Below are 22,535 nucleotides of genomic sequence, written 5' to 3'. Positions count from 1 at the left end.
TTTACGGTTATCTTTTTAAAGCAATAATTAAGGTAGCTACGGTTACTAATGTACCAATAATTTGGAAAGTAAGGGCTCTGTTTGGATTTGAATTTGCTTGAATCTGTTTATTATGATCAGGTTGCACGTATAATATATCGTTTTGCTTCATATAGTAATATGGCGAGTTTACAATGTCGGATCTGGTAAGATCAAGATTAACGACTTCATCGCTGCCTTCGTCTGTTGTTCTGATAAGTTTCACATGGGTACGATCACCAAAATCCGTCATATCTCCTGCAAGACCAAGTGCCTGGAATACATTAATTTTTTGTGACAAGCTTTCTTTTTGTCCGGGCTGTTTCACCTCACCTAAAATACTGACATTAAAGTTTTTCAGTGTGATCGTTACTAAAGGATCGGTAAGATATCGTTTTAGGCGGGATTCAAGATCCTGTTTCAACTGAATTTGTGTCATTCCTTTAGTATATACATCGCCTAATACGGGAAAATTGATATACCCCTCAGAGTTTACTAAATATTCACTTGGTTGAACATATTGATTCACTCCCATTGTACCTTCACTTCCTACTTTGTTAGCTGTGTTAAGATTAAAAGGCTTTACAGCAGCTTCATCAAGTGCAGAAACAAGGATAAGAAGAACATCTCCCTCCTGAATATGTAAGCCCTGAAATTTAGCTCTGGCAACTTCTTCTTCCATATTGTCTTTCGACATATACACCATATTCTGCTTGGGTTTGCACGATAATAAAGTAATTGATATCAATAATAGATACTTAATAATATTTCTATTCATAGGATTTTAATCTGCTAAAGTTAGCACTCTGCTTTTTAAAAAGAGCAAATTATTTTTTAAAGTTATAATATATATATGTAAACTCACTTTTAATTGTGATTTTTTTAATGCTTTCCTATAGCAATTTTTTTGCCGAAATCTTGCTATTTTAAAAATAATCACCCTATCACGTGGAATCACCAGATTATCAGTATAATTAATTATTATTATTTTTTTGTTAATTACTACAGCTTCATGGATTGTAGTATTAACCTATCAATAAATCAAGATCATTTTTGGCTATTTCACGCTCCAGTCATAAAATATATTAAAAAAATCTCTAAAAAATATTATTTATGTAATGGAAATCATAGTCCCACTATATACTCTATCTTAATAAAATTAATTATTAATTTTTTCTCAGATTTGTCAAAGCGTTATAACCATTCTAATTTTATACATCACAATTTTGGCACGCCAAAGATAATAAATTATGTCTACATTGAATATAAATAATTCCAACCATCGGGATATTAGCACTACTGATTATTACTTACTGAAAATATCCTACAATAGTGATAAATACTAACATTCTGGGAACCTGTATATATTATACCTTGTCAGTTGAATATTTAAAAATCATATTTAATTATAGTTATTAAAAAAATATCTCAATAAACAGTAAAGCGGTATAGAAAAATGTTTAAATTAAATTTGAGTTTTTATAACAATAATTATGTTTTAAGGATTGATCTAAAATACAAAACAATAATGATTTCTACAGTTATAATAAGATTTCAATAAGAATAAATTACTATATATTTTAATATATTTATAGAATTATGTCTAACAGAATAATATCAATATAACCTTAGCAAAAAATTATCTTAGCACGCTATTAATTTTATGTAAAGATAAAATGTATATTATTACAAATCAGTTAAGAGAAAATGGTTTTAGTGTTAATCGTTTAGATCAAATTATTAAAAGAAATAATAATAAGAGAAAATTTAATACACTGGAATACTTTTGCATTTACATTATCATGGAAGATATCCAGCTGAAAGTAGAAAATAATATATATGACGTCAAAGCCGGAAATATCGTCTTTGTAGGACCACACAAAAATGTTGAGTTCGGGAATATACACGGATACGATACTTTTCTAATTGTTTTTTCATCAAGCTTTTATGAAAGATCTATAAAAGACAGTTTATTTTTAAATTCCCAGCTATTCTTTAATTATAATTCTGATATTTTCATTGCTCCATTTATCAATATAGAACAGATGCGGGTTGTATTTATGGAGAGAATGGAAAATTTCAGATTAAAAGACAAAAGCCTGTATGTCTCAGCAGCGCACAATGCTATAGAAAGACTGATTCTTGACGCTTTTCTACATATTCCTACTGAAGAAGTAAAAAAAGACATAAAATTTGATTATCTTTATTGTGTGAATAAATTCAAAGTCATTCTACAGAGAGATTATAAAAAGGCTAAAAAAGTCTCTCACTACGCCAGCGAATTAAATATCACCCCCAGAAAACTGACCGAGATGACAGAATATGTATTAGGTAAAAGCGCAAAACATGTTATTATTGAGAAGCTTATCAGCGAATCTAAAAAGATGCTCACCTACACAAATTTTACTATTTCTCAGATCGCGTACGAGTTGGGATTCAGCGATGAAGGCAACTTCACAAACTTTTTTAAAAAACATACAGAAAAAAATCCTTCAGAGATGAGATAATTAAAAAATATTTGTATATTTGATTATGTAACCACACGGTGATAAATCAGGAAATGTATACCAAATATTTTTTTATTATAGTTTGTCTTCTTGCTTTCACTTTCTTCCATGCCCAAAATGACGGAACGACTTTAAATGTGCGGTTATACCCGGTTCAGACGCTTGCCATTAATCCGACAACTACAGATTCTGATGACAAGAATAATACCGATGAATCAAAATTTGTAATGATTTCAAGTCCGTCAGGATTTGAAATAAAAATGCAGCAAAATGTATATAATCAGTCTGCAGGATTTAAAGATGTTGATTATGAAAAGCTATCCCGGGGAAAAGATAAAGTTCACAACCTTATTAAATACAAAAAAGGGGTGATTGAAAAAATATTTGAGTTTAGTCATCATGCAAAATATATTAAAACAAGTCATAACTCATCAGCTGATCAGGAATATTATGTACTAACAATGATGTCTAACTAATGAAAAAATAACAATTAAAACGAAAATTTATAAATTTAAAGTTTTATTAATTTGACACCCATAATTAATTAATGATTACTTAACTTTAAAATAATCATTTTTATGGAGTTATTTCCATTTTCATAAATATCTTTTATTGAATTATCAATAAAGGGCTTTTTCTATATAGCTTATTATCAGCTACAAAAATTACAAAAGATTCGTATTTTTTCACAATAGCTCTAACAAATTTACTCAATACATTTGCACCATAATTTTTGAATTAAATTAAAAACAAATAATCGTATTATGAAAAAGTGTATTTTAGCTTCATTTGCTTTGTTAGGGTTCGCAGCAATGAAGGCACAACAAACTGTTACTTTAAACGTTAGATTAAAACCAATCCAAACTTTAGTGGTTAACAATTCACAAAAAATTGTAAACTTAGACTACGTTACTAAAGATGACTATGCTAATGGTGTATCATCCATTAATCCTGACCACTTGAGTATTTATAGTACAGGAGGATTCCAGGTGAAAGTAAAAGCTGCTAATTCGGCTTTACAAAACGTAAATAACATAAATAAAAGCATTCAGGCTAATACAATTCGGATTAAAGCCAGCGCAGGTACTGATGGCTTAAGCGGAGCGCAATATGCCCAAAATGCTACTCTATCTGCAAACGAAACTAATTTAGTAACTTCAACTTTAGGAGGTGTTGACAGGAAAATCAATATCGAATACAAAGGTGCAGGTGCTAATGCCTATCTAAATAAATATATTGCAGGACAAGATCCTACGGTATATACTACTGAACTTACCTACACTATTATTTCACAATAATAAGATATTGTAGATTATAATTAAAATAAAATGCTACAAGTAATTGTGGCATTTTTTTCTGCTGTCACAGTCTTTACTTTTACAATGAACAAGACCTACTCACTCCATTTTATTTTAGCTTTTTTTCTGGTTTCCTTTTTTTCAATGATTCAGGCACAGACCGGTATTTCGGTTTCGCCTCCGAGACTGTATTTTGAATCAACCGTAGGAAACAGCAATACACAGAAAGTAACAGTTACCAACGTGAGTGCAAAAAACTCTTTGGATTTAGCCATAAGTCTTGGTGACTGGGAATACAATGAGAAAGGTGAAAACATTATGTCTGCAGCCAATAGCCTGAAAGTATCCTGTGCAGGATGGATCAGTGTAAAAAAAGAAGACAATTATTTTACATTAGGACCGGGAGAGAGAAGGGATATTGATATTACCATAACAGTTCCCAGTAAACTATCTGATACATTGGAAGCGCATACTGCAGTTTTATATGTGAACCAGATGAATCCTGTGGATGATATGGACAGTAAAGGTGCAAAGATAAAAGTAAGTATCCGGTCAGGAATAAAAATATTTCATAAAATTCCTTCTGCCAAAACAAAAAAAATAGAAATACAGAATCTGACTTTTGAGAAATCTAAGAAGCAACTGAACCTGTTTTTCGAAAATGAAGGAAATATATGGACGGACGGCAAAGTATACACAGATCTTGTCAATATGGAAAACGGCAAAAAAGTGTCTATTGAACCTATCGTATTTTATACCATGCCGGGTAATAAAAGAGAGATGGGCATTTCTCTTCCCGAAGATCTTCCGAAAGGAAAATATACAGCATCCGTAATGATCGATTACGGTGATAATAATCTTGAACTCGGCGAGTTAAATTTTATGTATGATTAAAACACTCTCACTCGTACTGTTGTTAGCAGGGCAGTTTTTATATTCACAGATTTCTTATTATTCGTGGATCAATAGCTACCTGCAAATCAATTCTTACGATGGAAATACTAATCCCGATGCCTATACCGCAATGTTAAGCGGAAACGGCAATTTTAATGTTCCATCCTGGCGTCTGTCTGCAAGGCTAAAGCAGCCCATAAGATCTACTGATGGAAATTATACGATACCCGGAAATAAGATATCCTTTCATCCCGTATCATCTTCGGGCCAGGCTTATCCCAATCCGGTACCTACCATTCCGCAAATCGGCATGCCATTAAATGTCATTCTGCAGGAAGGCCAGGAAGTATTTTTGGTTCCAAGTTCCAATGCACCATTGTACAATCAGCCAAGCCAGCCTAATGGATATTATAATTTACAGATTAAATTCAGCCTTACGGTAATGGGCGGAGCTTATCTTGGAAGTTATCCTGCCTGGATGAAGTTTTACGCACCTGTAGAATTTACATTATATGATCAGTACAACAATGTAATTGGTAAAATGAGTCACGATTTTGAGCTGCAGATCGGTACACTTTCCGGAATTCCTCCTACGGATATTCCTGAAATGTCTTTGACTTTTGCACCAAGCGCTCAAAATGCATTATTGGAATTCAAAAGCATGGACGATTATAGCAACGGAGTCAGCGTAACGTATAATAATGCGCTCATTGTGAAAAGCAATACGAATTATCAAATCAAACTGAAATCATTACAATCTCAGTTTACCTCTTCTTTTGGTAATACTATTCCTATTGATGCCGTAAAAATGGTTCTTTCCTCTACAACGGCCAATACAAACGTATTTCCTATTTCACTAAGTCCATTATCACAACTGGTTGCCAAAGGAAATGCCACCCAGGGTAATACGGTTAATTACGACATAAAATATTCAACAACTCACAATGATGAAATCTTCATCAATGCAAAATCAGATGACTATTCAGCTACTCTTCAGTACGAGATAACACCTCAATAAAAACTAATGCCTTTTAACCATTTTCGGAGAATCATCGTATTTTTCATTTTTTTCATTTCATCACTGGCTTTTGCACAAACCATTGACGGCCTCAGCATGGATATCCGTGAGGAATCCGATATGGGAAGGGACCGTATTATAAGTACTATTGTTGAAATCAAAAATAATTCTCAAAGCAAATTTAAAGGAAAACTAAATATTACCGTTCCTACCGGCTTCAGAAATATTTCAGGAAATACTTCAGAAATTGAGATTCCGTCGGCTGGAAGTATTTATCTGCCGATAAAAATTCTTATCAACAGCAACGCTGGTTTTGGTGAAAGTAAAATTGATTTTAACCTTACCAACTTTGAGAATAAGATTTTATTGACTAAAACAATCACTCATCATATTGCCGAAAACAATTCGATGGCGATCAGTACAGATACTCCTGTGATTTATATGAGTAATGTTAATGACTCTATAGAAGTTCGGGCAAGAGTTTCAAATTTAGGGAACAAAAGGCAGGATGTCACGATCGTTTTTAAAATTCCGGAAGCAGATCAGGGAAGTTTTTTTGTGGAAAAGAAAGGAAGTATTGCTGTTCAGAAAGATTCAGTATTCATCTATAGATTCAGGCCAACAAATAATATGACAAGAATTCCTCAGTTCAATGTAAATATTGTAGGCTTCAGAGAACCTGACAAAGAAATATTCGGAAACAGTTCAGTTTCTATTCAGAATAATTCTTCTATGCAACGGTACCAATCTTTAGATAATAACAATCTCGGCTACACGAAAAACAGTATTACAGCAAGTTACCGCTATCTTGGAAGAGAATCTTTTCTGTATCAGCTGATCGGTTCCGGAGGTTTCAATCTTCCGTCAGGATATGTTTTTATAAGAGGAAATATCTATAAAACAAATGGTCCGGAAGATCCTATGGTAAACAATACCTTCATAACCTATAAAAGGGAAAAAAGTGAATTTACCTTGGGAAATATCAGTAAAATTATAGAACTTTCTCTTTACGGAAGAGGCGCGGAATATGCCTTTACTTCCTCTGATAAAAATAAAAAGCTGGAATTCGGGTTTATAGATCAGAGTTTCAGTCTTATTGAAAGAACTGCTTTCCTGAAATTAGGATATGGTTTCTACGTTCGCGGAACATTGGGGGCTAGCAATGCAAGCCGTAATATATCAGCAGCATATATCTTTAAAAATGATCCTTTTGAAAAGGCGAAGCATAACTTATTGGGAACCGATTTTCAGTATGTTTTTAATAAAGACTGGAAGATTAGCGGGAAACTATTCAGCGGAATAAGTACCTATGAAAGCCTTAACATCACAAAACCGTCAGGAGCGTTAGAAACACAGTATTCAGGGATTATCAACAAGATCAATCTCAGCGGAAATTATTCATTCAGCAGCAATTATTATCCGGGCAACCAGAGAGGGATTTTCCAGTTGCAGCAGAATATTTCCAGCATTATAAAGGATAATTCCATTTATGCTAATGTCATGATTTCTAACTTCTCTCCTAAATTTTATTTCTACAATAATAATTTAGAAACCAACAGCAGCAGATTTGAAACAGGACTTAATTTTCCTAAAAAAAAGAATTTCGGACTGGGAATCAGCCTGCAATATCAGAATGAAAATTCCAATACGTACAACACTTTTTTCGGACTGACAGAAAATAAAGACCTGAAAGAAATGACCGCCAAAAGGCTGATCGAGCGTGTGAGCTGGTCGAGCACAAACCGAAAACATTCATCCATAGTAGGTATCGAAACAGGATTGGTAAATTATCCGGATTCCGAAAAAAATCAGTACCAAATGAAATTTACGGGAACCTATGCTTACAAATGGCTTAATTTCCAGCTTATTTATCAGTACGGAAGCTATTACCTGTCCGAATATGCTTTCTCAAAATTATTAGGCGGTAACAATACGTACAAAAAAACATTGGCCTCAGCATTTATAACCAATACAATGCTAAAAGGTAAATTGAGTATCAATTCGGGATTCTCTTACACCGATGATACACTTTATGGGAAGTCTCCATCCGGATTTGTCAATGTAAAATATTCTAAAGAACGGTACGGGCTTTATCTCAATTCATCATGGTTTAATTATTCCATGAATAATTTCAGCAACAATCTTTTTACCATTGAGGCGGGTGTTACAATCAATTTACGAAGCAATAATCTGGATCCGGGGAAGAAAAGCAATATTAAAGCCTTTGTTTATTATGACCGTAATAACAACAACATATATGATGAAGGTGACGAAAAAGCCACAGGATATATTATCATGCTCAATAATATATCATTCAAAACCGATGAAGACGGAGCTATTACATACCGCGCAATTCCTTACAACAAATATACATTACGACAGGTGATTCAACAGGGATGGTATTATGATGAAACGGAGTTTGATGTAAATACCCATCAGCATTTTTTACAGATCCCGCTACATCAGAATGGGACAGTTCAAGGAAAAATAATGTACGAGTATGATACCAAAACTGCCGTCGAATTTGAACCTAAATCCGGAGGAATCGCTTTTGACATCTACAAAGGTGATAAACTTATAAGACACACGATAACGGATGATAACGGCGAAATCGTATCTTTTATAGAATCCGGGGAATACAAAATAAAGTTGAACGAAAACTCATTGGCAGCCAATACTTACTGCGAAAATACACTACAGGAGTTTAAAGTAGTACCAGGCAAAATAAGCCAGCTTAATCCTTTTATCATAAAAGTGAAAGAAAAGAAAATAAGGGTGAAGAAATTTGACAGTAAATAAATTTTAATGTAAAAAATGATACCACAAAAAAGGTAGAATAAAAATAAATTGCTATAAATGGTATATTAGTTGATCTATTTATTTTGAATTTTTTCAGCTTCTGATTACATTTGTACTAAATTTAAATTTATGAATTATACGCTTGAGCTCAACACGCAAGAGTCTGGCTCTAATCTTGTCTTTAACACCATAAAATTTGATACATTTAAGGTTAATATCATTGAAAGATATACCGGTAAAATGAATTTTAATGCCAAATTATGTGAAGTTATCTTCAAGTTACGAACACTGGATGATGAAATTATAAAAAGAAGAGACGGAAATCTGAGAGTAAAAATCAAAGATGACAAATTTGAGGATTATTCACAATTATCAAGAATCTTAAACTCATACGATTATAAAAACAAACTACTTAACAGAAAAGAAGCTGATCAAAATTATATTCATTTCATGTTGAGTCTGATTATCGCTAATTATGAGTTAAATTAATACCATCTGTATTGGGTTTGGTCAGTAACGAGATGACAATTTTTTGCATCATGCATACCTATTGCCTCATCAGTGGCTAAACTCACATACAGCGTAAAGTTAACTTTAAAAAAACAGATAAACCTTCTAACAATAGAAAGTTTATTTCTTATTCTATTCCCTTTTTTTATTTTCCTTTTACCAAGCTTATCATAATTTATAGCTTACCATTCTTTATAAACTGTTATTTTATGAATAGTTTAAAGTCTGATTTTGAAAGCATTAAATATTTAACATAAAAATCAATAATTGCGAAATAATTTCTTTAAATTTATTTCAAGATTAAAAGATTTATTTGATGATAAATAGTAATCTTCAACATCACACAAAATACTATATCATGAAAAACCATCACCTGAGTTTATTAATAAGCGCTATGCCATTTGCGCAGTGTACACCTTCTAAAAATTCTACCAAGGTAACTTACCAAATTCCGCTAAATTCCATTATTGCTTCCAGTTTAAATACTTGCAGCAATATTACTGAAAAGCCCATCCAAATATTAAAGTATTAAAACCTTTAATTTTTGAATCATATTAATTCGGAAACCAACATTTCACCAAACACAATATTATGGCTTTTCTTACCCAAAAGGCTGCACTACCTTTCTTTTTGATACTTTTCAGCATTGTGTATGCTCAGAAACCTGATTCTTTATACATAAACCCGGAAAAAGAAGAAGTAAAATATCCACAACTCCAGATAAAAGGATTATTCCAGGCCCGTTATCTGGTAGGAATGAGCAAAGATGTAGATGTAAATGGTCTTCATCACTCCGATCACAGCGGTACGGATAATAATTTCATGATCAAATATATGAGGGTCCAGTTACGAGCGCAGATCAGTAAACGCACGGAAGTTGTCGTTCTTGCCAATCTCGCCGATTTCAAGAATGATCCCAAATCAAGAGTGCTGGAAAATGCGTATTTAAAATACACATTCAACCCTAAGCTCGCTTTTACTGCAGGACAGTTCCGTCCATGGTTTGGAATTGAAGAGACCTACCCTATCGACATTATCAAATCGCTGGACTGGTCCAACCAATATACAGAGTTTGGAAAACTGGGCTGGACAAGCTTTCAAATAGGACTTTCCGCAACCGGCCAGCTCAAACTGGGTGAAATGCCTTTTCAATATGCAGTATCAGTCGTTAATGGTAATGGTAAAAACCAGATTAATGATAATGATAATGGCAAACAATATTCAACCCGGCTTGTATTCGGTCTGTCGGAAAAATACAATTTAAATTTAGGTTTAAATGGCGGCTACGGTGAAGTTTTAGGTAAAAAAGTATATGCAGTTGGACTCGATCTGAGTTCGCTCATCAAATTTGATCCCAAGTGGAGTCTGGATATGCAACTTGAAGCTAAACAGGCAACGAACCATCTGCTTTATTTTGCTGCCGATCCTGAAACCAGACCTCAGAATCCTGACGAATATTTAATCCGGGGAGCTTATTTCCTTCCTAATATACGCTATGAAATCAACCACCGGAACCTGAGTGCTTTTGAGCTTTCCTGCCGCTATGAATATTTAGACACCAATTTCAGATTAAATTCAAATCCGAGACAAACCATTACCCCGATGTTTGGCCTTGAATTTCTTAAAAATTACGGTGCACGAATCCAGTTGGGAATGCAGCTTGACCGCTATAAATATCAGGTAGAAAATACAAATCAGTACAACAATAATCTCTATATAATTCAGGTTCAGAGCAGATTCTAACACATTAAATCCAATGATCATGAAAGAAATAAACATTAAAAATGTAGCAATCACTTTTGCAGTGGCACTCATCATTTGGTTTATCCCCGTGCCGGAAGGGGTCAGCGAGAATGCATGGCACCTTTTCGCGATATTTGCAGCCACTATTTTAGGGATCATTCTAAAAGCGGCCCCTATGGGAACGATGTGTATGATGGCCGTGGGCTTTACTGCGCTGACACAGGTTGTAGCTCCCGGAGACGCAGGAAAATCAATCACCAAAGCACTTTCCGGTTTCGGAGACAAAGTGATATGGCTGATCGGAATATCTTTCTTTATAGCCAGAGGTTTCATTAAAACAGGACTGGGCAACCGTATAGCTTTTTTATTTATCAGAATTTTTGGTAAAAGTTCACTGGGATTAGCTTACGGACTTGGATTAGCCGACGTTTGTCTTGCCCCTGCAATACCGAGTAATACAGCAAGAGGCGGTGGTATCATTTACCCGATTATGAAATCGATGGCCATCAGCTTCGACTCCGTACCCGAAAAACCTGAGACTCACAGAAAATTAGGTTCTTATTTAACCTTAAACAGTTACTACATGAACCTCATCTCGTCTTCCATGTTCCTGACCGGAACTGCCAGTAACCCGATGTGTCAGAAATTTGCCGCCAATCTGGGAGTTAATATTACCTGGATGTCCTGGGCTGCCGCAGGTTTTATTCCTGGAGTAGCAGCTTTTTTTATCGTTCCTTTGGTGCTGTATAAACTGTATCCGCCAGAATTAAAGAAAACAGGCGATGCTCCGAGAATGGCCGCGGAAAAATTAAAAGAAATGGGTCCCATCACAAAAAACGAATGGCTGATGCTGCTGGCCTTTTTCATATTATTAGCACTCTGGATTTTTGGAGGAAGTCTTTCTATTGATGCAACCACGACCGCTTTCATCGGACTTACTTTACTGTTGCTCACTTCAGTGCTGACCTGGGAAGATGTAAAATCTGAAAAGGGAGCCTGGGATACGATTGTCTGGTTTGCCGTTCTGGTGATGATGGCCAGTTCACTGAATGAATTAGGATTTATCGGCTGGTTTAGCAACCTGATCAAAGCCGAAATTGGCGGAATGACCTGGACGGTAGCTTTTCCGGTAATTATTCTAGTGTATTTTTTCAGTCACTATATTTTTGCAAGTGCCACAGCGCATGTGGCAGCCATGTATGCCGCATTGCTGAGTGTTGGTATTGCAGTCGGAATTCCTCCGATGCTGTTGGCGATGATGCTTGGTTTCCTGGGATCCATTTATGGAGTGCTAACTCATTACGGCCACGGCCCGGCACCGGTATTTTTTGGTAGCGGATATGTAGATCTTAAATCCTGGTGGCTGCGCGGCCTGGAAATAGGAATCGTTCTCCTTATTATTTACATGGGACTTGGCGGAATCTGGATGAAAGTATTAGGATATTATTAATGATAAAAGTTGTTTCCTGAACAATTTCTTAATGATGTCAGTAAAAGCATGCCTAGTATTCCGCACGTAAGTGTGCGTCGCTTAGCCTGCTATGGAGCTCACACTACGCTCCCTAAGTGACACCCACTTAACCACCTAAGTGTCATCCACTTGAAAATATTGATACAGACAGCGAGTAAAAACCCTTCAATATATTGTCATTTAGCTTTGCTTAGAAGATATTTCATCCTTACCATCAGGAGAACTACAAGAACTACGAGCAATAGTAAAAGATGAACAACGGAATCCAGATTATCTGTAATCGATCCACCGGCCTGAACGATAGAAATATATACCTTCAGAAACGGGGAAGTCGGCAGCAAATCAGAAAAAAACTGAATTCCTTTTGGCAAAGACTGATAAGGCATTGAATATCCAGTCACCAGAAATATAGGATAAGAGGAAAATACCAGAACCTGAAACGCAAAGAGTTTGCTTTTAAAGAAGCTTCCGATCAGCATTCCTAATATAATGACCGAAGCAATAAAGGCGGCTGTAATAAAAGCGAGATCAGGAAAGCTCCCTCTCACCGCTACACCAAAAATGGAAAAGTTAACCACCGCAAAAAACAACCCGAAGATCATAAAAATACAGAAATAAAGCATTCCTTTACCCAGGATTATTTTAGAAATGCTAAATCCTGAGATTTCATAAAGATTGTGAAGCTTTCTCTCTTCCCGTTCTGATGTGAAAGCGGCAGCAACCCCAATCAGAAGCGTCTGCTGGAGGATAATAGCCAGTAATCCCGGCAAAAGAAACGAGCCGTACGTCATCCCGGAATTGTAAAGCGGGCGGTAATCCATATTGATGGGATTGGTCATTTTCATAGATTCATCTTCATTCATACCCTGCTTATTGAAATAGGTTTTCCGTACGCCTGCTCCTACCGTAAGAAAGACTTTGGTTACGGTACTCAGTAAATCGCTGGAAGGCAGAAAACGGGATGCATTAAGAACAAGATTTACATTAGCCTGTTTTTGTGAAAGAATATATTTTTCCAAATCCTTCTGAATATATAAGTAACCTTCAACTTCTCCTTTATACATTTTTTCCTGCGCTTCAGCAATATCTGAGCTGGGAACAATTTCAATCATCGGAGTAGAATTAAGCTGATCCGTAAGCAGCCTGGAAACTGCTGTTCCGTCTGCATCGATCAGGGCAAGCTTTACCTTTTCTTCTCCTTTATTCAGATAAATACTACCATACATAAAAGCATACAGCACAGGAGCAATCAGCAAAATGAGAAACAGACTCGAATCTTTCGAGATATTCCTTACTTCTCTTTTCAATATGTAAAAAATTTCTTTCACTGCTGAATGTTTTTTAAATATTGATTAATCTTCTTCTGAAAAACGACAATCGCAACGGGAAATGTGATACCGATAAAGATCAGCAGTCTGACCATTTCAGGATATGCATACCTGATGGGAAGTTCCATGAAGTACAGTTTAATAAATCCGTCCAGAAAATGCGTATAAGGCATGATCTCCGCATAGATCTGATCATACCATGGCATTGCCCATCTGGGAAACGTAAAACCACTAAACACGAAAGCCGGTGAAGTGAAAAACAGGGCTACATCCACCACAAAAAGAAGATTATCAGAAATCGCAGAAAGCATCATCCCGATTCCTATGCAGGCCAGTGCCAATAAGGTATATAGAATAAAAAAACTGAAATCCGTTTGTGGCTTCCCCAAATCAAAAACAGGAAACACAACAAAGCTTATGAGGATAAATAAAAGCCAGGCAATACAAAGGTGAGCTAGCATTTTACCGATAATGATCTGTGAAGATGAAGTGGAGATCTTCAGAAGGCCGTCGATAGTATTTCTTCTAAATTCGAGATTAAGAATAAGAACAGAAGCCACAATTAATGCCATCTGAAGCCCTACCGTTACGAGTCCGGGCGTGAGATACATTTGGTAATTAAATTCCGGATTGTAGAGAACGGTGGTATTCAACTTAATCGGTTGAACGAGAGTATTTGCTTGATCGGCAGGCATTCCCTGCTTTTCAGCTTTTTGAAGGACTACGGCAAGCCCTCCTTTAATGATGATCTCGGCAGCCCCTTTATAAATCATTTTAGCAGGAACCAGATAAGCACCGTTAGTATATAAGGTAATATTCGACTGATGGTTTTTCTTGGCATCCGACTCCATATTTTTCGGAAAATGAACAGCCCCGAATATTTTCCCTTCCTTCATCAGCTTTTCGATTTCAGCATTGCTGAACACCACATGAGTAAAGTGAATATTTTCATTCTGCTCCATCATATCGGTCAATGTTCTTGAAACTGAAGAACCGTCTTCATCCCAGACCGCCATCGGAAGTTCACGGGCAAACTGCTTCTGATAAATAAAACCATAAAACAGAAAAATAATAGGCGGAATAACCAGTAACACCACATAAAAATTAGGAATCGAAAAAATCCGTTTCCATTCGCGTACCATGATGATGCTGATTTTTTTCAATGTTAAAGGTTTAATTATGGTAAAATAAGCTGTGCGGTCATTCCTGAACGAAGCCCTTTTATTGTATTTAAATTTTCAGGTTTTACTTTGATCTGAAAAGTTCTGAGCTCAAATTCTCCGTTTTGTTTTTCGGGAACCCAGTCGGCATATCCTAATGCCGGAGCCAATTCAGATACTCTTCCTTTCATCGTTTCCGGAATACAGCCCGGAATTTTCATCGTTACCACACTCCCCTTCTCTATTTTTGTCATCTGATTCTGACGCAGATTGAACTTTACAAAAAATGAATTGTCCTTCTGGATGGTCATCATCGGATATCCTGCATTTACCATCTCACCTTTATTGGAAACAATCGTTGATATTTTTCCTGATACCGGTGCTTTCAGAGAAGCATTATCTTTAATTTCCTGGGTCAGTCTTTCCGCATTCTGAGCCTGATTAAGAACAGCCTGTGCAGAGTTCTTCAGCTCTTTATTGCTTCCTCTTTGTAATAGCTGTACATTAAGTTTTGCGGTTTCAAGTTCTTTCTGTGCTGCTTTGTATTTAAAATAAATCACATCCCGCTCCTGCCCGGAAACCACTCCTTGTGAATACAGATTCTGAAAGCGACTGTACGTTTTAGACATCAGATCCATTTGTTGTTGAGCAATCTGCTGGAGATTTTTTGCCGAAGCCAATACTTCAGGCTCTACGCCACGGTCGACTTTATCCAGCTGGTTTCGGGCAATTTCAACAGCATCGGCAACCTGAGACTGAATGGTTTCAATCTCGGAAGTTTTCATTTGGGCTACTACCTGATCTTCTTTCACCTCATCCCCTTCTTTGACCGGAATATCAAGCACTCGCCCGGGAAGCGACGCTGAAACATCGACAAATTCGGCATCTACCATACCGATGACGGCATCTTTCGGGGTTTCGGTAGATTTATCTTTCAGGAGATAGACCAATGCCGCCGCAAGTACAGCAATCGGAATAAAAACAGCCCAATAGTTTTTTATAAAGTTTTTCATCTGTTATTTGGTTATGCTTCGGATCAGGTCCGGCTTATGATTGATTTATATTAATATCTAAAGATTATTTTTAGTCTAAAACTACGATCACGGAATATAGTTTGTGATGTTTTCAGGATTTCCGGTAACATAAAAATAGGTTGCCAATGCAGTCTGGTAAGCTACCAGAGAGGTGTAATACAGCTTTTCAGTTTCGTACTGTAATTGTAAAGCATCATTTACATCTTTTACGGATGAAAGGCTGTTTTCCATTCTTTTTCTTACCATTTCGGTGGTGTTGTATGCCTGTTTTCGTGATGCATCGAATGTTTCACTTTGTTCTTTAAGGCTTACCAGTTTGTTCTCCGCTATTTTGGTAGCAAGATTCACCGATTTCTGTTTTTGTTCTATGAGCAAATCTGCTTCTTTGACTAAAGATTCAGAAGCCAGATTTCTGGAGCGGCGTTCCGGATCAAAAAGCGTCCACTGCAATTCCAATCCGATAAGCCAGGGAGGAGTGATGACAGGAAGGTCTTTTCTGAAGAACTGCAGATTTCCGATAGCAAAGAGATTGGGCCTTGATAAAGATTTTGTAATATCCAATCCGGTTTCGGCTTCTGCTTTCTTGCTTTGAAGAAGTTTTATATCTGCATTATTCTCAGAAGATATGAAAGGAGGAATTTCGGTAGATTCATTTAGCTTTTCGTTGATTTCTACCGGTTCGTCAAGAGAAATCCCCATCAAATCTTTCAGCGTAAACAACGCATTCTCTTTTTCCATCACCAAACTCTTCAGGTTTGTTTCCCCGTGAGCTCTGGCAATATCTGCCCAGTTTTTCTGATATGGCGGGATGATTTCAGCTTTCAGAAGATTATCTGCATATGCTTCATTTTTCTGCAGAGATTCCAGGCTGTTTTTTTGTTTCTCGATCATTGAATTCAGATACATGATCTGAATATACTGTAAAGCAATATTGTATGCCGTAATATCTTTTGAAGACTGAAGGTTGGCTTCCCCACTTTTCAGCTGTTCTTCGGAGAGCTTGCGGGATGACTTTAATTTTCCTCCAAGATATATCGGCTGACGCACGACCAGCCCTGCAAGAAAGTAACTCTGTTTGGTTATTTCCGGATTGTAATTGGGATAGACGGCACTGATGATATCTTTTGAGGTCTGATAAATAACATCCTGTACCTGTTGAGAAAGCTGGTTTCCTGTTACCTGCTGATACACGGTGTTAGCAGAATATACTGCCTGATTAGCCGAGCCTTCCACAATACCGTCTTTTACCTGTTGGAGATTCACGCGCAAAGGTTCACCGATGTAGTTGTATCCTGCGAGAAGATCCAGCTTGGGGAGCCCGTTGTTTTGGGTGGCTTTAAAAAGTTTCTGCCTTGTTTCCAGAGACTGTCCGGCAAGCTTTACGACTGTATTGTTCTGCTTTGCCTTTTCTATACAGTATCGTAAAGAAAACTGCTGACAAAATATTTTTGCTGAAAGCATCAAAAAAAGCGGCACAGAAGTTTTCTTTATGTTCATAGACATTTGTGAATGGTGATTAATTTTTCAGAACACTAACAAATTTAATGAAAAGTACCTTATTTTCGCGATGTATGAGTGTTAAAAAAACAATGACCCGAATAATGTTAAGTTCTTCACTTCTTCTTATTCATGATTTAAATAACGGTTACACTTCTTTTTAACCGAAAGAATATTAATTGCGGGCACGAGAATGTGATCTTACATGCAAGAAAGTAAATCTACATTGCAAAAAAGTAATTTTACCTCACAAGAAAGCAATCTTACTTCACAAGAAAGTAAACTTACCTCGCAAAAAAGTAAATCTACCTCGTAAGAAAGTGATCTTACCTCACAAGAAAGTAAGTCTATCTCGCAAGAAAGTAAATCTACCTCGTAAGAAAGTAAGTCTGGATTGAAAGAAAGTAATCTTATCTCGCAAGAATGTAAATCAACTTTGCTCCAATGTTTCTGACATTGCAAGACAATGATCCCATTCTAATAACTTGTCATTCTTATGGAAATGATAATTAAAGTCAAAGATTTTGAAAATGAAGGTAAATCAGATGATGTAATGTTAGCAAACCGAGTTTATTTTTTGTGTAGATTATATTTGTAAAATGAATAAAACAATACAAAAAGGAAATTTGATTTTAGCTAATAAATATTTGGCTAAAGTTGAAAAAATACATGCTAATGGATTATCCGTTAATTATGTGAGAAAAGATTTAGAATTATCAAAATTCATTTTATTAAATGAATGCGAAAAGGTTCCTATTAGCTATGTGGCTCTTGAGGAATTAGGATTTAAAAGAGTTTCTACTACCATTCACAATTTAACATACATTGACCACAACCAAGTTTTTATCATTGATGATGATATGACGTTTACTTTAATATACAAAGAGAAATCATTCCATGATATTAGAAGCATTACGGATCTTCAAAATGTATATTTTGAGGTCACCGGGAAAGAATTAACTTTGAAAGAGAATCAATATTAACCAAAAAAATAAAGCGCATGGGCAATAAAATCATTGTTATCAAACATTTTACCGGAGAGTATCATTTACCTGTAGAGCCAGGCAAACTACAAGAAATGCAACAGCAGATCGATAGATGCTTAAATGATGAACAACCGGCTATTGTTGTTAAGAGTGCCAATGGCGATCAGCATATTTACCCCACTGATTTATTAAAAAATAGTTATATCAAAATCGTGGACGAACCGGATAACGGTTTTTCAGAATAAAAATAAAATAAGGCGGTCCTAAAAGTTTGTATAGTCCTTTTTTGTTACAGCCACGACTTCATCTGACAGTTAGGATTTTAAATAATGATTTTATAGCATAGCGTAGGATTTGCTCCCGAGGAGCAATATCTGTGTAGATCAATATCAGCATATTGTACCGGAACTCCAGAGGAGTTCTATCTTATAATAGCACACCTACGGCGTGCTTGTGATATTCTATTGTTTTTTTTTACTACACAGATATTGCTCCTCCGGAGCATAAAAAATTACTTGTTAAATTTTCAGGCGTAAAAAAAAGAGGCTGCCCAAACTTTTAGGACAGCCTTATTCATTATATTTTAAATTATCTATTAATTTCCCATCGCTTTATGATCGGTAAAAAATCTGAAGTTTTCCTTCTTCTCAATAAGCTGCATTGGATATAACTCCGGGTTGTAGGCTCCGTTCAGGATTTCATTCAGAGCATTTCTTTTGGTTTCACCGAAGGCAACGGTAAGTATATTTTCAGCCTTATTAATGATCGGCGCTGTGAGTGTAATTCTGAACATTTCCTGGGGTTTCAGGTAATAGGCATCTACCCATTTGTCTTTTTCATTAAGGATTTCCTCACCCGGAAACAATGATGCGGTGTGACCATCGTCTCCCATTCCCAGAAGGATGAAATCAAAAACACCATTATCTCCCAGCACTTTGCGAATCTGACCTTCATATTCTTTTGCAAAGTCTTCGGGAAGAACATTTTCCTTATACATTGGAAATACGTGATCTCTGTTTACCGGCACTTTGTCGAGCAATGTTTCAAAAGTCATTTTCGCATTGCTTTTTTCATCGTTTAACGGAACCCATCGTTCATCGACCCAAAAGAAGTAGATCTTGCTCCAATCGATTCTTCCGGCGTATTCATCTGTTGAAAGCAATTTAAAAATAGCTTTAGGAGAAGAACCTCCACTCAGCGCTACTGCAAATTGGCCTTTTTTCTGTATTGATTTTTCTGAAAGCTCAACAAAAGTTTCTGCTGCCGCTGTATATAATTTATCTAAATCATCAAATACTGTGATATTCATTTTCAGTTCTTTACATTAATACTATTTTACCACCAGCTGTCGCCCTGTCTTTCTACCAGTGCAAAGCTTTCGTCCGGACCCCAGCTTCCTGCCTTGTAATTCGGGAAAGAAGCATCTTTATTGTTTTCCCAGGCTTCCTGAATTGTTTTTACCACATCCCAGGCTTCCTCTACCTGATCGGAACGCATAAATAAGGTTAAATCACCCAAAAGCGCATCCAGCAGCAAGGTTTCATAGGCTTCAGGAGTATCTTCCTGACATACGAAATAGTCGAAAATCATTTCTACCGGTTCAAGCGCCAGTGAAAGTCCAGGTTTTTTAGCCATAAACTGTAATCTGATATCCATTAATGGCTGGATATTAATGATAAGCCTGTTGGCCGATAAAAGATGGGGCGTATCTGAAAAAGTAGAATGCGGTAACGGTTTAAACTGTATGGTAATATAAGAATGTTTCTCTTTCATTTTTTTCCCGGTACGAACGTAGAAAGGAACTCCCTGCCAGCGCTCATTATCGAGATAAAACTTTACCGCCGCGAAAGTTTCTGTGTTGGAGTCTGGTGCAATACCGTTTTCCTGGCGGTAACCTTTTGTTTCTACTCCGTTCACAACATTTTTTCCATATTGTCCGCGTACGGCATAATGGTCAACTTTATCTGCAGGAATTCTTCGGATCGACTTCAGGACATCCACTTTACGGTCACGGATTTCACCGGATTCGAGAGATGCAGGCGGTTCCATGGCTACCATGCACAGAATCTGGAGCAAATGGTTCTGGATCATATCACGGAGAGCTCCGGTCTGTTCATAGAAACTTCCTCTTGTCTCTACCCCGACTTCTTCGGCAACGGTAATCTGTACAGATTCGATGTGCTTAGAATCCCAAAGCGGTTCGAAAATGGAATTTCCAAATCTGAAAGCCAAAATATTCTGTACGGTTTCTTTGCCTAAATAATGATCGATACGGTAGATCTGCTCTTCTTCAAATGTTTCGGAAAGAAGACTATTCAGCTCAATGGCAGACTGCTTATCATGTCCAAACGGTTTTTCGATAATGATACGGTCTTTTTTAGGATCAGATGCGAGCGAGCTGCTTTTAATATGATTAGAGATCGTAGAAATAAAATTAGGACCAATAGAAAGATAGAACAAACGGTTTGCTCTTGTACCGTAGATCTTATCGAAGTCATTCAGCTTTTGCTGCAACTCTTTGTAGGAATTCTCTTCGTCCAGCTGATGTCTGAAATAGGTAATGTGCGCCTGAAAGCCTGCCCAGTCTTCCTGGGTAAGCTTCTTCCTTGAAAAGCTCTCCAGATTTTCTTTTACATAGCTTTTAAAATCTTCATCCTTATTTTCTGCCCTTCCTAAAGCAAGGATATTAAATCCTTTGGGCATTCTTCCGTCGATATATAAATTATAAAATGCCGGAAAAAGTTTTCTTTTTGCCAGGTCGCCTGTTGCCCCAAAAATAATAATGGTAGTAGGTCTCAGGCTTTTATTGTCATTCATTTTTCCGAAATTTATTGATTTGTACTGTTCCATGACGTGTGGAAAACACCTTCCCTGTCGATTCTCTGATACGTGTGTGCCCCGAAATAATCTCTTTGTGCCTGGATAAGATTTACCGGAAGCGATTTTGTGGTATAAGCATCAAAATATCCTAAAGCCGTCTGTAATCCGAGACTTGGAATTCCGTTTAATACAGCAAATGATGATGTTTTTCGTAATGCGTTTATTTTTGATTTTACCAACGAAGAAATTTCTTTATCAAGTAAGATGTTGGTAAGGCCCGGGTTTTCTGTGTAAGCGGCATAGAATTTCTCTAATAGTAAAGAACGGATGATGCATCCGCCTCTCCAGATTTTCACAACATCTTTTAAAGGGATTTCAAACTGATATTCTTCAGAAGCTTTGATCAGTAAAGCCAAGCCTTGTGCATAGCTGATGAGTGTCGCAAGATAAAGCGCATCTCCCACTTCACGGATAAACAATTCTTTGTCTTCCGGACTTGTGATTTCTTTTTCAGCATATATTTCTGAAGCCAGAATTCTTTCTTCTTTATAGGCAGATAAAATCCTTGATGTTACCGCAATATCAATGGTCGGAATAGAAACCCCTATTTCCATTGCCTGCTCGGAGGTCCATTTTCCTGTTCCTTTTGCACCGGCTTTGTCTAAAATCTGATCCAAAAGATCATGATCTGTCAAAGTATCTTTCTGTTTAAATATATCTCTGGTGATTTCAATAAGGAAAGAGTTCATCTCACCGTTATTCCAGTCTTTAAAGACTTCGTAGAGCTCATCATTATTGAGGCTGGCTCCTCTTTTAAGAAGATCGTAAGCTTCGCTGATCAGCTGCATAATGGCATATTCGATACCGTTGTGAACCATTTTCACATAATTTCCGGCTGATCCTTTTCCCATATAAGCGGTACATGGTTCGCCATCCACTTTCGCAGAAATAGCTTCAAGCATAGGCTTAAGGAGGCTAAATGCTTCAGCATCTCCGCCGGGCATGATACTAGGGCCTGTTCTGGCTCCTTTTTCTCCGCCTGAAACGCCAATTCCCATAAAATGAAGATTTTTAGATGCCATATCGGCAATACGTCTGTTGGTATCCTGGAAATAAGAATTCCCGGCATCAATAACGATATCTCCTTTGCTTAAAAGTGGTGAAATGTTATCCAAAACGGCATCCACCGGTTTTCCCGCAGGCACCATAAGTATGATTTTTCTTGGCGTTTCGAGAGCGGCCACAAATTCTTCCAGCGAGCCTGTGCCTTTGATTTTCATTTCTGAAGTGGCATTGCTATGCAGTTGATTCACTTTCTCTTCATCGAGGTCAAAACCCGCTATAGAGAATCCGTTATCAGCAATATTGTAGAGAAGATTTCTCCCCATCACTCCGAGGCCGATCATCCCGTAATTATATCCTTCCATTGTAATGATATTATATAAATTCTGT

At 36.6% G+C, this 22,535-nt stretch carries 19 protein-coding genes; 11 read left to right on the top strand and 8 right to left on the bottom strand.

Translation table 11 applies throughout. The features are described 5' to 3' along the window. Positions 1–7 precede the first annotated feature (7 nt). Entirely contained in the window at positions 8–796 is a 789-nt protein-coding gene (locus BMW64_RS04965; protein WP_089998869.1) for a polysaccharide biosynthesis/export family protein, read from the bottom strand. A 1,024-nt stretch (positions 797–1,820) separates the two neighbouring features. Between BMW64_RS04965 and BMW64_RS04960 the strand changes: the two genes are divergently transcribed. The 9 genes from BMW64_RS04960 to BMW64_RS04920 all read left to right on the top strand — a co-directional run bounded on the left by BMW64_RS04960 (position 1,821) and on the right by BMW64_RS04920 (position 12,237). Next, positions 1,821–2,525, top strand: a complete 705-nt coding sequence (locus BMW64_RS04960) for a helix-turn-helix domain-containing protein (RefSeq protein WP_177175238.1) — start codon at positions 1,821–1,823, stop codon at positions 2,523–2,525. Positions 2,526–2,578: 53 nt separating this feature from the next. Beyond that, on the top strand, positions 2,579–3,001 hold the full coding sequence (locus tag BMW64_RS04955) for a hypothetical protein (protein WP_089998867.1): 423 nt from the start codon (positions 2,579–2,581) through the stop codon (positions 2,999–3,001). Between the two features lie 288 nt (positions 3,002–3,289). Further along, positions 3,290–3,823, top strand: coding sequence for a hypothetical protein (locus BMW64_RS04950; protein ID WP_089998865.1), 534 nt, complete (start codon positions 3,290–3,292; stop codon positions 3,821–3,823). A gap of 30 nt (positions 3,824–3,853) precedes the next feature. Next, a complete protein-coding gene (locus BMW64_RS04945) occupies positions 3,854–4,717 on the top strand; it encodes a fimbrial biogenesis chaperone (RefSeq protein ID WP_228400840.1) in 864 nt (287 codons plus the stop codon). Next, positions 4,710–5,735, top strand: coding sequence for a hypothetical protein (locus BMW64_RS04940; protein ID WP_089998863.1), 1,026 nt, complete (start codon positions 4,710–4,712; stop codon positions 5,733–5,735). The genes BMW64_RS04945 and BMW64_RS04940 overlap by 8 nt, the downstream gene beginning before the upstream one ends. Before the next feature lie 6 nt (positions 5,736–5,741). Further along, the gene (locus BMW64_RS04935; protein ID WP_089998861.1) at positions 5,742–8,534 is read left to right on the top strand and encodes a hypothetical protein; all 2,793 of its coding nucleotides are present in this window, start codon (positions 5,742–5,744) and stop codon (positions 8,532–8,534) included. 129 nt (positions 8,535–8,663) lie between these two features. Next, a complete protein-coding gene (locus BMW64_RS04930; RefSeq protein WP_089998859.1) occupies positions 8,664–9,023 on the top strand; it encodes a prevent-host-death protein in 360 nt (119 codons plus the stop codon). Between the two features lie 612 nt (positions 9,024–9,635). Continuing rightward, positions 9,636–10,787: a porin gene (locus tag BMW64_RS04925; RefSeq protein WP_089998857.1), complete on the top strand. Its 1,152-nt coding sequence runs from the start codon at positions 9,636–9,638 to the stop codon at positions 10,785–10,787. Positions 10,788–10,806: 19 nt separating this feature from the next. Beyond that, positions 10,807–12,237 carry an anion permease gene (locus BMW64_RS04920; RefSeq protein WP_089999267.1) on the top strand — a complete coding sequence of 477 codons (1,431 nt, stop codon included), beginning with the start codon at positions 10,807–10,809 and terminating at the stop codon, positions 12,235–12,237. A 197-nt stretch (positions 12,238–12,434) separates the two neighbouring features. Here BMW64_RS04920 and BMW64_RS04915 read toward each other — a convergent pair whose 3' ends face one another. From BMW64_RS04915 to BMW64_RS04900, 4 genes are all read right to left on the bottom strand, one after another. After that, positions 12,435–13,586, bottom strand: a complete 1,152-nt coding sequence (locus BMW64_RS04915; RefSeq protein WP_228400839.1) for an ABC transporter permease — start codon at positions 13,584–13,586, stop codon at positions 12,435–12,437. Beyond that, positions 13,583–14,749, bottom strand: coding sequence for an ABC transporter permease (locus BMW64_RS04910; protein WP_228400838.1), 1,167 nt, complete (start codon positions 14,747–14,749; stop codon positions 13,583–13,585). The genes BMW64_RS04915 and BMW64_RS04910 overlap by 4 nt, the downstream gene beginning before the upstream one ends. A 14-nt stretch (positions 14,750–14,763) precedes the next feature. Continuing rightward, positions 14,764–15,759 (bottom strand): HlyD family secretion protein, encoded by a 996-nt coding sequence (locus BMW64_RS04905; RefSeq protein WP_089998856.1) that lies wholly within the window; start codon positions 15,757–15,759, stop codon positions 14,764–14,766. A gap of 87 nt (positions 15,760–15,846) precedes the next feature. Next, positions 15,847–17,277 carry a TolC family protein gene (locus tag BMW64_RS04900; RefSeq protein WP_177175237.1) on the bottom strand — a complete coding sequence of 477 codons (1,431 nt, stop codon included), beginning with the start codon at positions 17,275–17,277 and terminating at the stop codon, positions 15,847–15,849. Positions 17,278–17,876: 599 nt separating this feature from the next. Between BMW64_RS04900 and BMW64_RS04895 the strand changes: the two genes are divergently transcribed. Both BMW64_RS04895 and BMW64_RS04890 read left to right on the top strand, forming a co-directional pair. Next, on the top strand, positions 17,877–18,260 hold the full coding sequence (locus tag BMW64_RS04895) for a hypothetical protein (protein ID WP_089998854.1): 384 nt from the start codon (positions 17,877–17,879) through the stop codon (positions 18,258–18,260). Positions 18,261–18,277: 17 nt separating this feature from the next. Beyond that, positions 18,278–18,508, top strand: a complete 231-nt coding sequence (locus BMW64_RS04890; protein ID WP_089998852.1) for a glyceraldehyde-3-phosphate dehydrogenase — start codon at positions 18,278–18,280, stop codon at positions 18,506–18,508. A gap of 350 nt (positions 18,509–18,858) precedes the next feature. On the opposite strand, the gene pgl is transcribed toward BMW64_RS04890, so the two are convergent. Genes pgl through gndA form a run of 3 tightly spaced genes read right to left on the bottom strand, consistent with a single transcriptional unit; the run spans position 18,859 to position 22,510 of the window. Then, positions 18,859–19,572, bottom strand: coding sequence for a 6-phosphogluconolactonase (gene pgl, locus BMW64_RS04885; protein WP_089998851.1), 714 nt, complete (start codon positions 19,570–19,572; stop codon positions 18,859–18,861). A 26-nt stretch (positions 19,573–19,598) separates the two neighbouring features. Continuing rightward, entirely contained in the window at positions 19,599–21,080 is a 1,482-nt protein-coding gene (zwf, locus tag BMW64_RS04880) for a glucose-6-phosphate dehydrogenase (RefSeq protein ID WP_089999264.1), read from the bottom strand. An 11-nt stretch (positions 21,081–21,091) separates the two neighbouring features. Further along, positions 21,092–22,510 (bottom strand): NADP-dependent phosphogluconate dehydrogenase, encoded by a 1,419-nt coding sequence (gene gndA, locus BMW64_RS04875; RefSeq protein ID WP_089998850.1) that lies wholly within the window; start codon positions 22,508–22,510, stop codon positions 21,092–21,094. Positions 22,511–22,535 lie beyond the last annotated feature (25 nt).

Source organism: Chryseobacterium taichungense, assembly GCF_900109935.1.
Classification (GTDB): domain Bacteria; phylum Bacteroidota; class Bacteroidia; order Flavobacteriales; family Weeksellaceae; genus Chryseobacterium; species Chryseobacterium taichungense.
Note: the sequence above shows the minus strand (reverse complement) of the source record. Positions and strands in the feature narration are given on the sequence as shown.

What these genes read in the sequence shown, in the direction of transcription:
- BMW64_RS04965 (WP_089998869.1), bottom strand. Translation starts at nt 796, where the DNA reads ATGAATAGAAATATTATTAAGTATCTATTATTGATATCAATTACTTTA.
- BMW64_RS04960 (WP_177175238.1), top strand. Translation starts at nt 1,821, where the DNA reads ATGGAAGATATCCAGCTGAAAGTAGAAAATAATATATATGACGTCAAA.
- BMW64_RS04955 (WP_089998867.1), top strand. Translation starts at nt 2,579, where the DNA reads ATGTATACCAAATATTTTTTTATTATAGTTTGTCTTCTTGCTTTCACT.
- BMW64_RS04950 (WP_089998865.1), top strand. Translation starts at nt 3,290, where the DNA reads ATGAAAAAGTGTATTTTAGCTTCATTTGCTTTGTTAGGGTTCGCAGCA.
- BMW64_RS04945 (WP_228400840.1), top strand. Translation starts at nt 3,854, where the DNA reads ATGCTACAAGTAATTGTGGCATTTTTTTCTGCTGTCACAGTCTTTACT.
- BMW64_RS04940 (WP_089998863.1), top strand. Translation starts at nt 4,710, where the DNA reads ATGATTAAAACACTCTCACTCGTACTGTTGTTAGCAGGGCAGTTTTTA.
- BMW64_RS04935 (WP_089998861.1), top strand. Translation starts at nt 5,742, where the DNA reads ATGCCTTTTAACCATTTTCGGAGAATCATCGTATTTTTCATTTTTTTC.
- BMW64_RS04930 (WP_089998859.1), top strand. Translation starts at nt 8,664, where the DNA reads ATGAATTATACGCTTGAGCTCAACACGCAAGAGTCTGGCTCTAATCTT.
- BMW64_RS04925 (WP_089998857.1), top strand. Translation starts at nt 9,636, where the DNA reads ATGGCTTTTCTTACCCAAAAGGCTGCACTACCTTTCTTTTTGATACTT.
- BMW64_RS04920 (WP_089999267.1), top strand. Translation starts at nt 10,807, where the DNA reads ATGAAAGAAATAAACATTAAAAATGTAGCAATCACTTTTGCAGTGGCA.
- BMW64_RS04905 (WP_089998856.1), bottom strand. Translation starts at nt 15,759, where the DNA reads ATGAAAAACTTTATAAAAAACTATTGGGCTGTTTTTATTCCGATTGCT.
- BMW64_RS04900 (WP_177175237.1), bottom strand. Translation starts at nt 17,277, where the DNA reads ATGAACATAAAGAAAACTTCTGTGCCGCTTTTTTTGATGCTTTCAGCA.
- BMW64_RS04895 (WP_089998854.1), top strand. Translation starts at nt 17,877, where the DNA reads ATGAATAAAACAATACAAAAAGGAAATTTGATTTTAGCTAATAAATAT.
- BMW64_RS04890 (WP_089998852.1), top strand. Translation starts at nt 18,278, where the DNA reads ATGGGCAATAAAATCATTGTTATCAAACATTTTACCGGAGAGTATCAT.
- pgl (WP_089998851.1), bottom strand. Translation starts at nt 19,572, where the DNA reads ATGAATATCACAGTATTTGATGATTTAGATAAATTATATACAGCGGCA.
- zwf (WP_089999264.1), bottom strand. Translation starts at nt 21,080, where the DNA reads ATGAATGACAATAAAAGCCTGAGACCTACTACCATTATTATTTTTGGG.
- gndA (WP_089998850.1), bottom strand. Translation starts at nt 22,510, where the DNA reads ATGGAAGGATATAATTACGGGATGATCGGCCTCGGAGTGATGGGGAGA.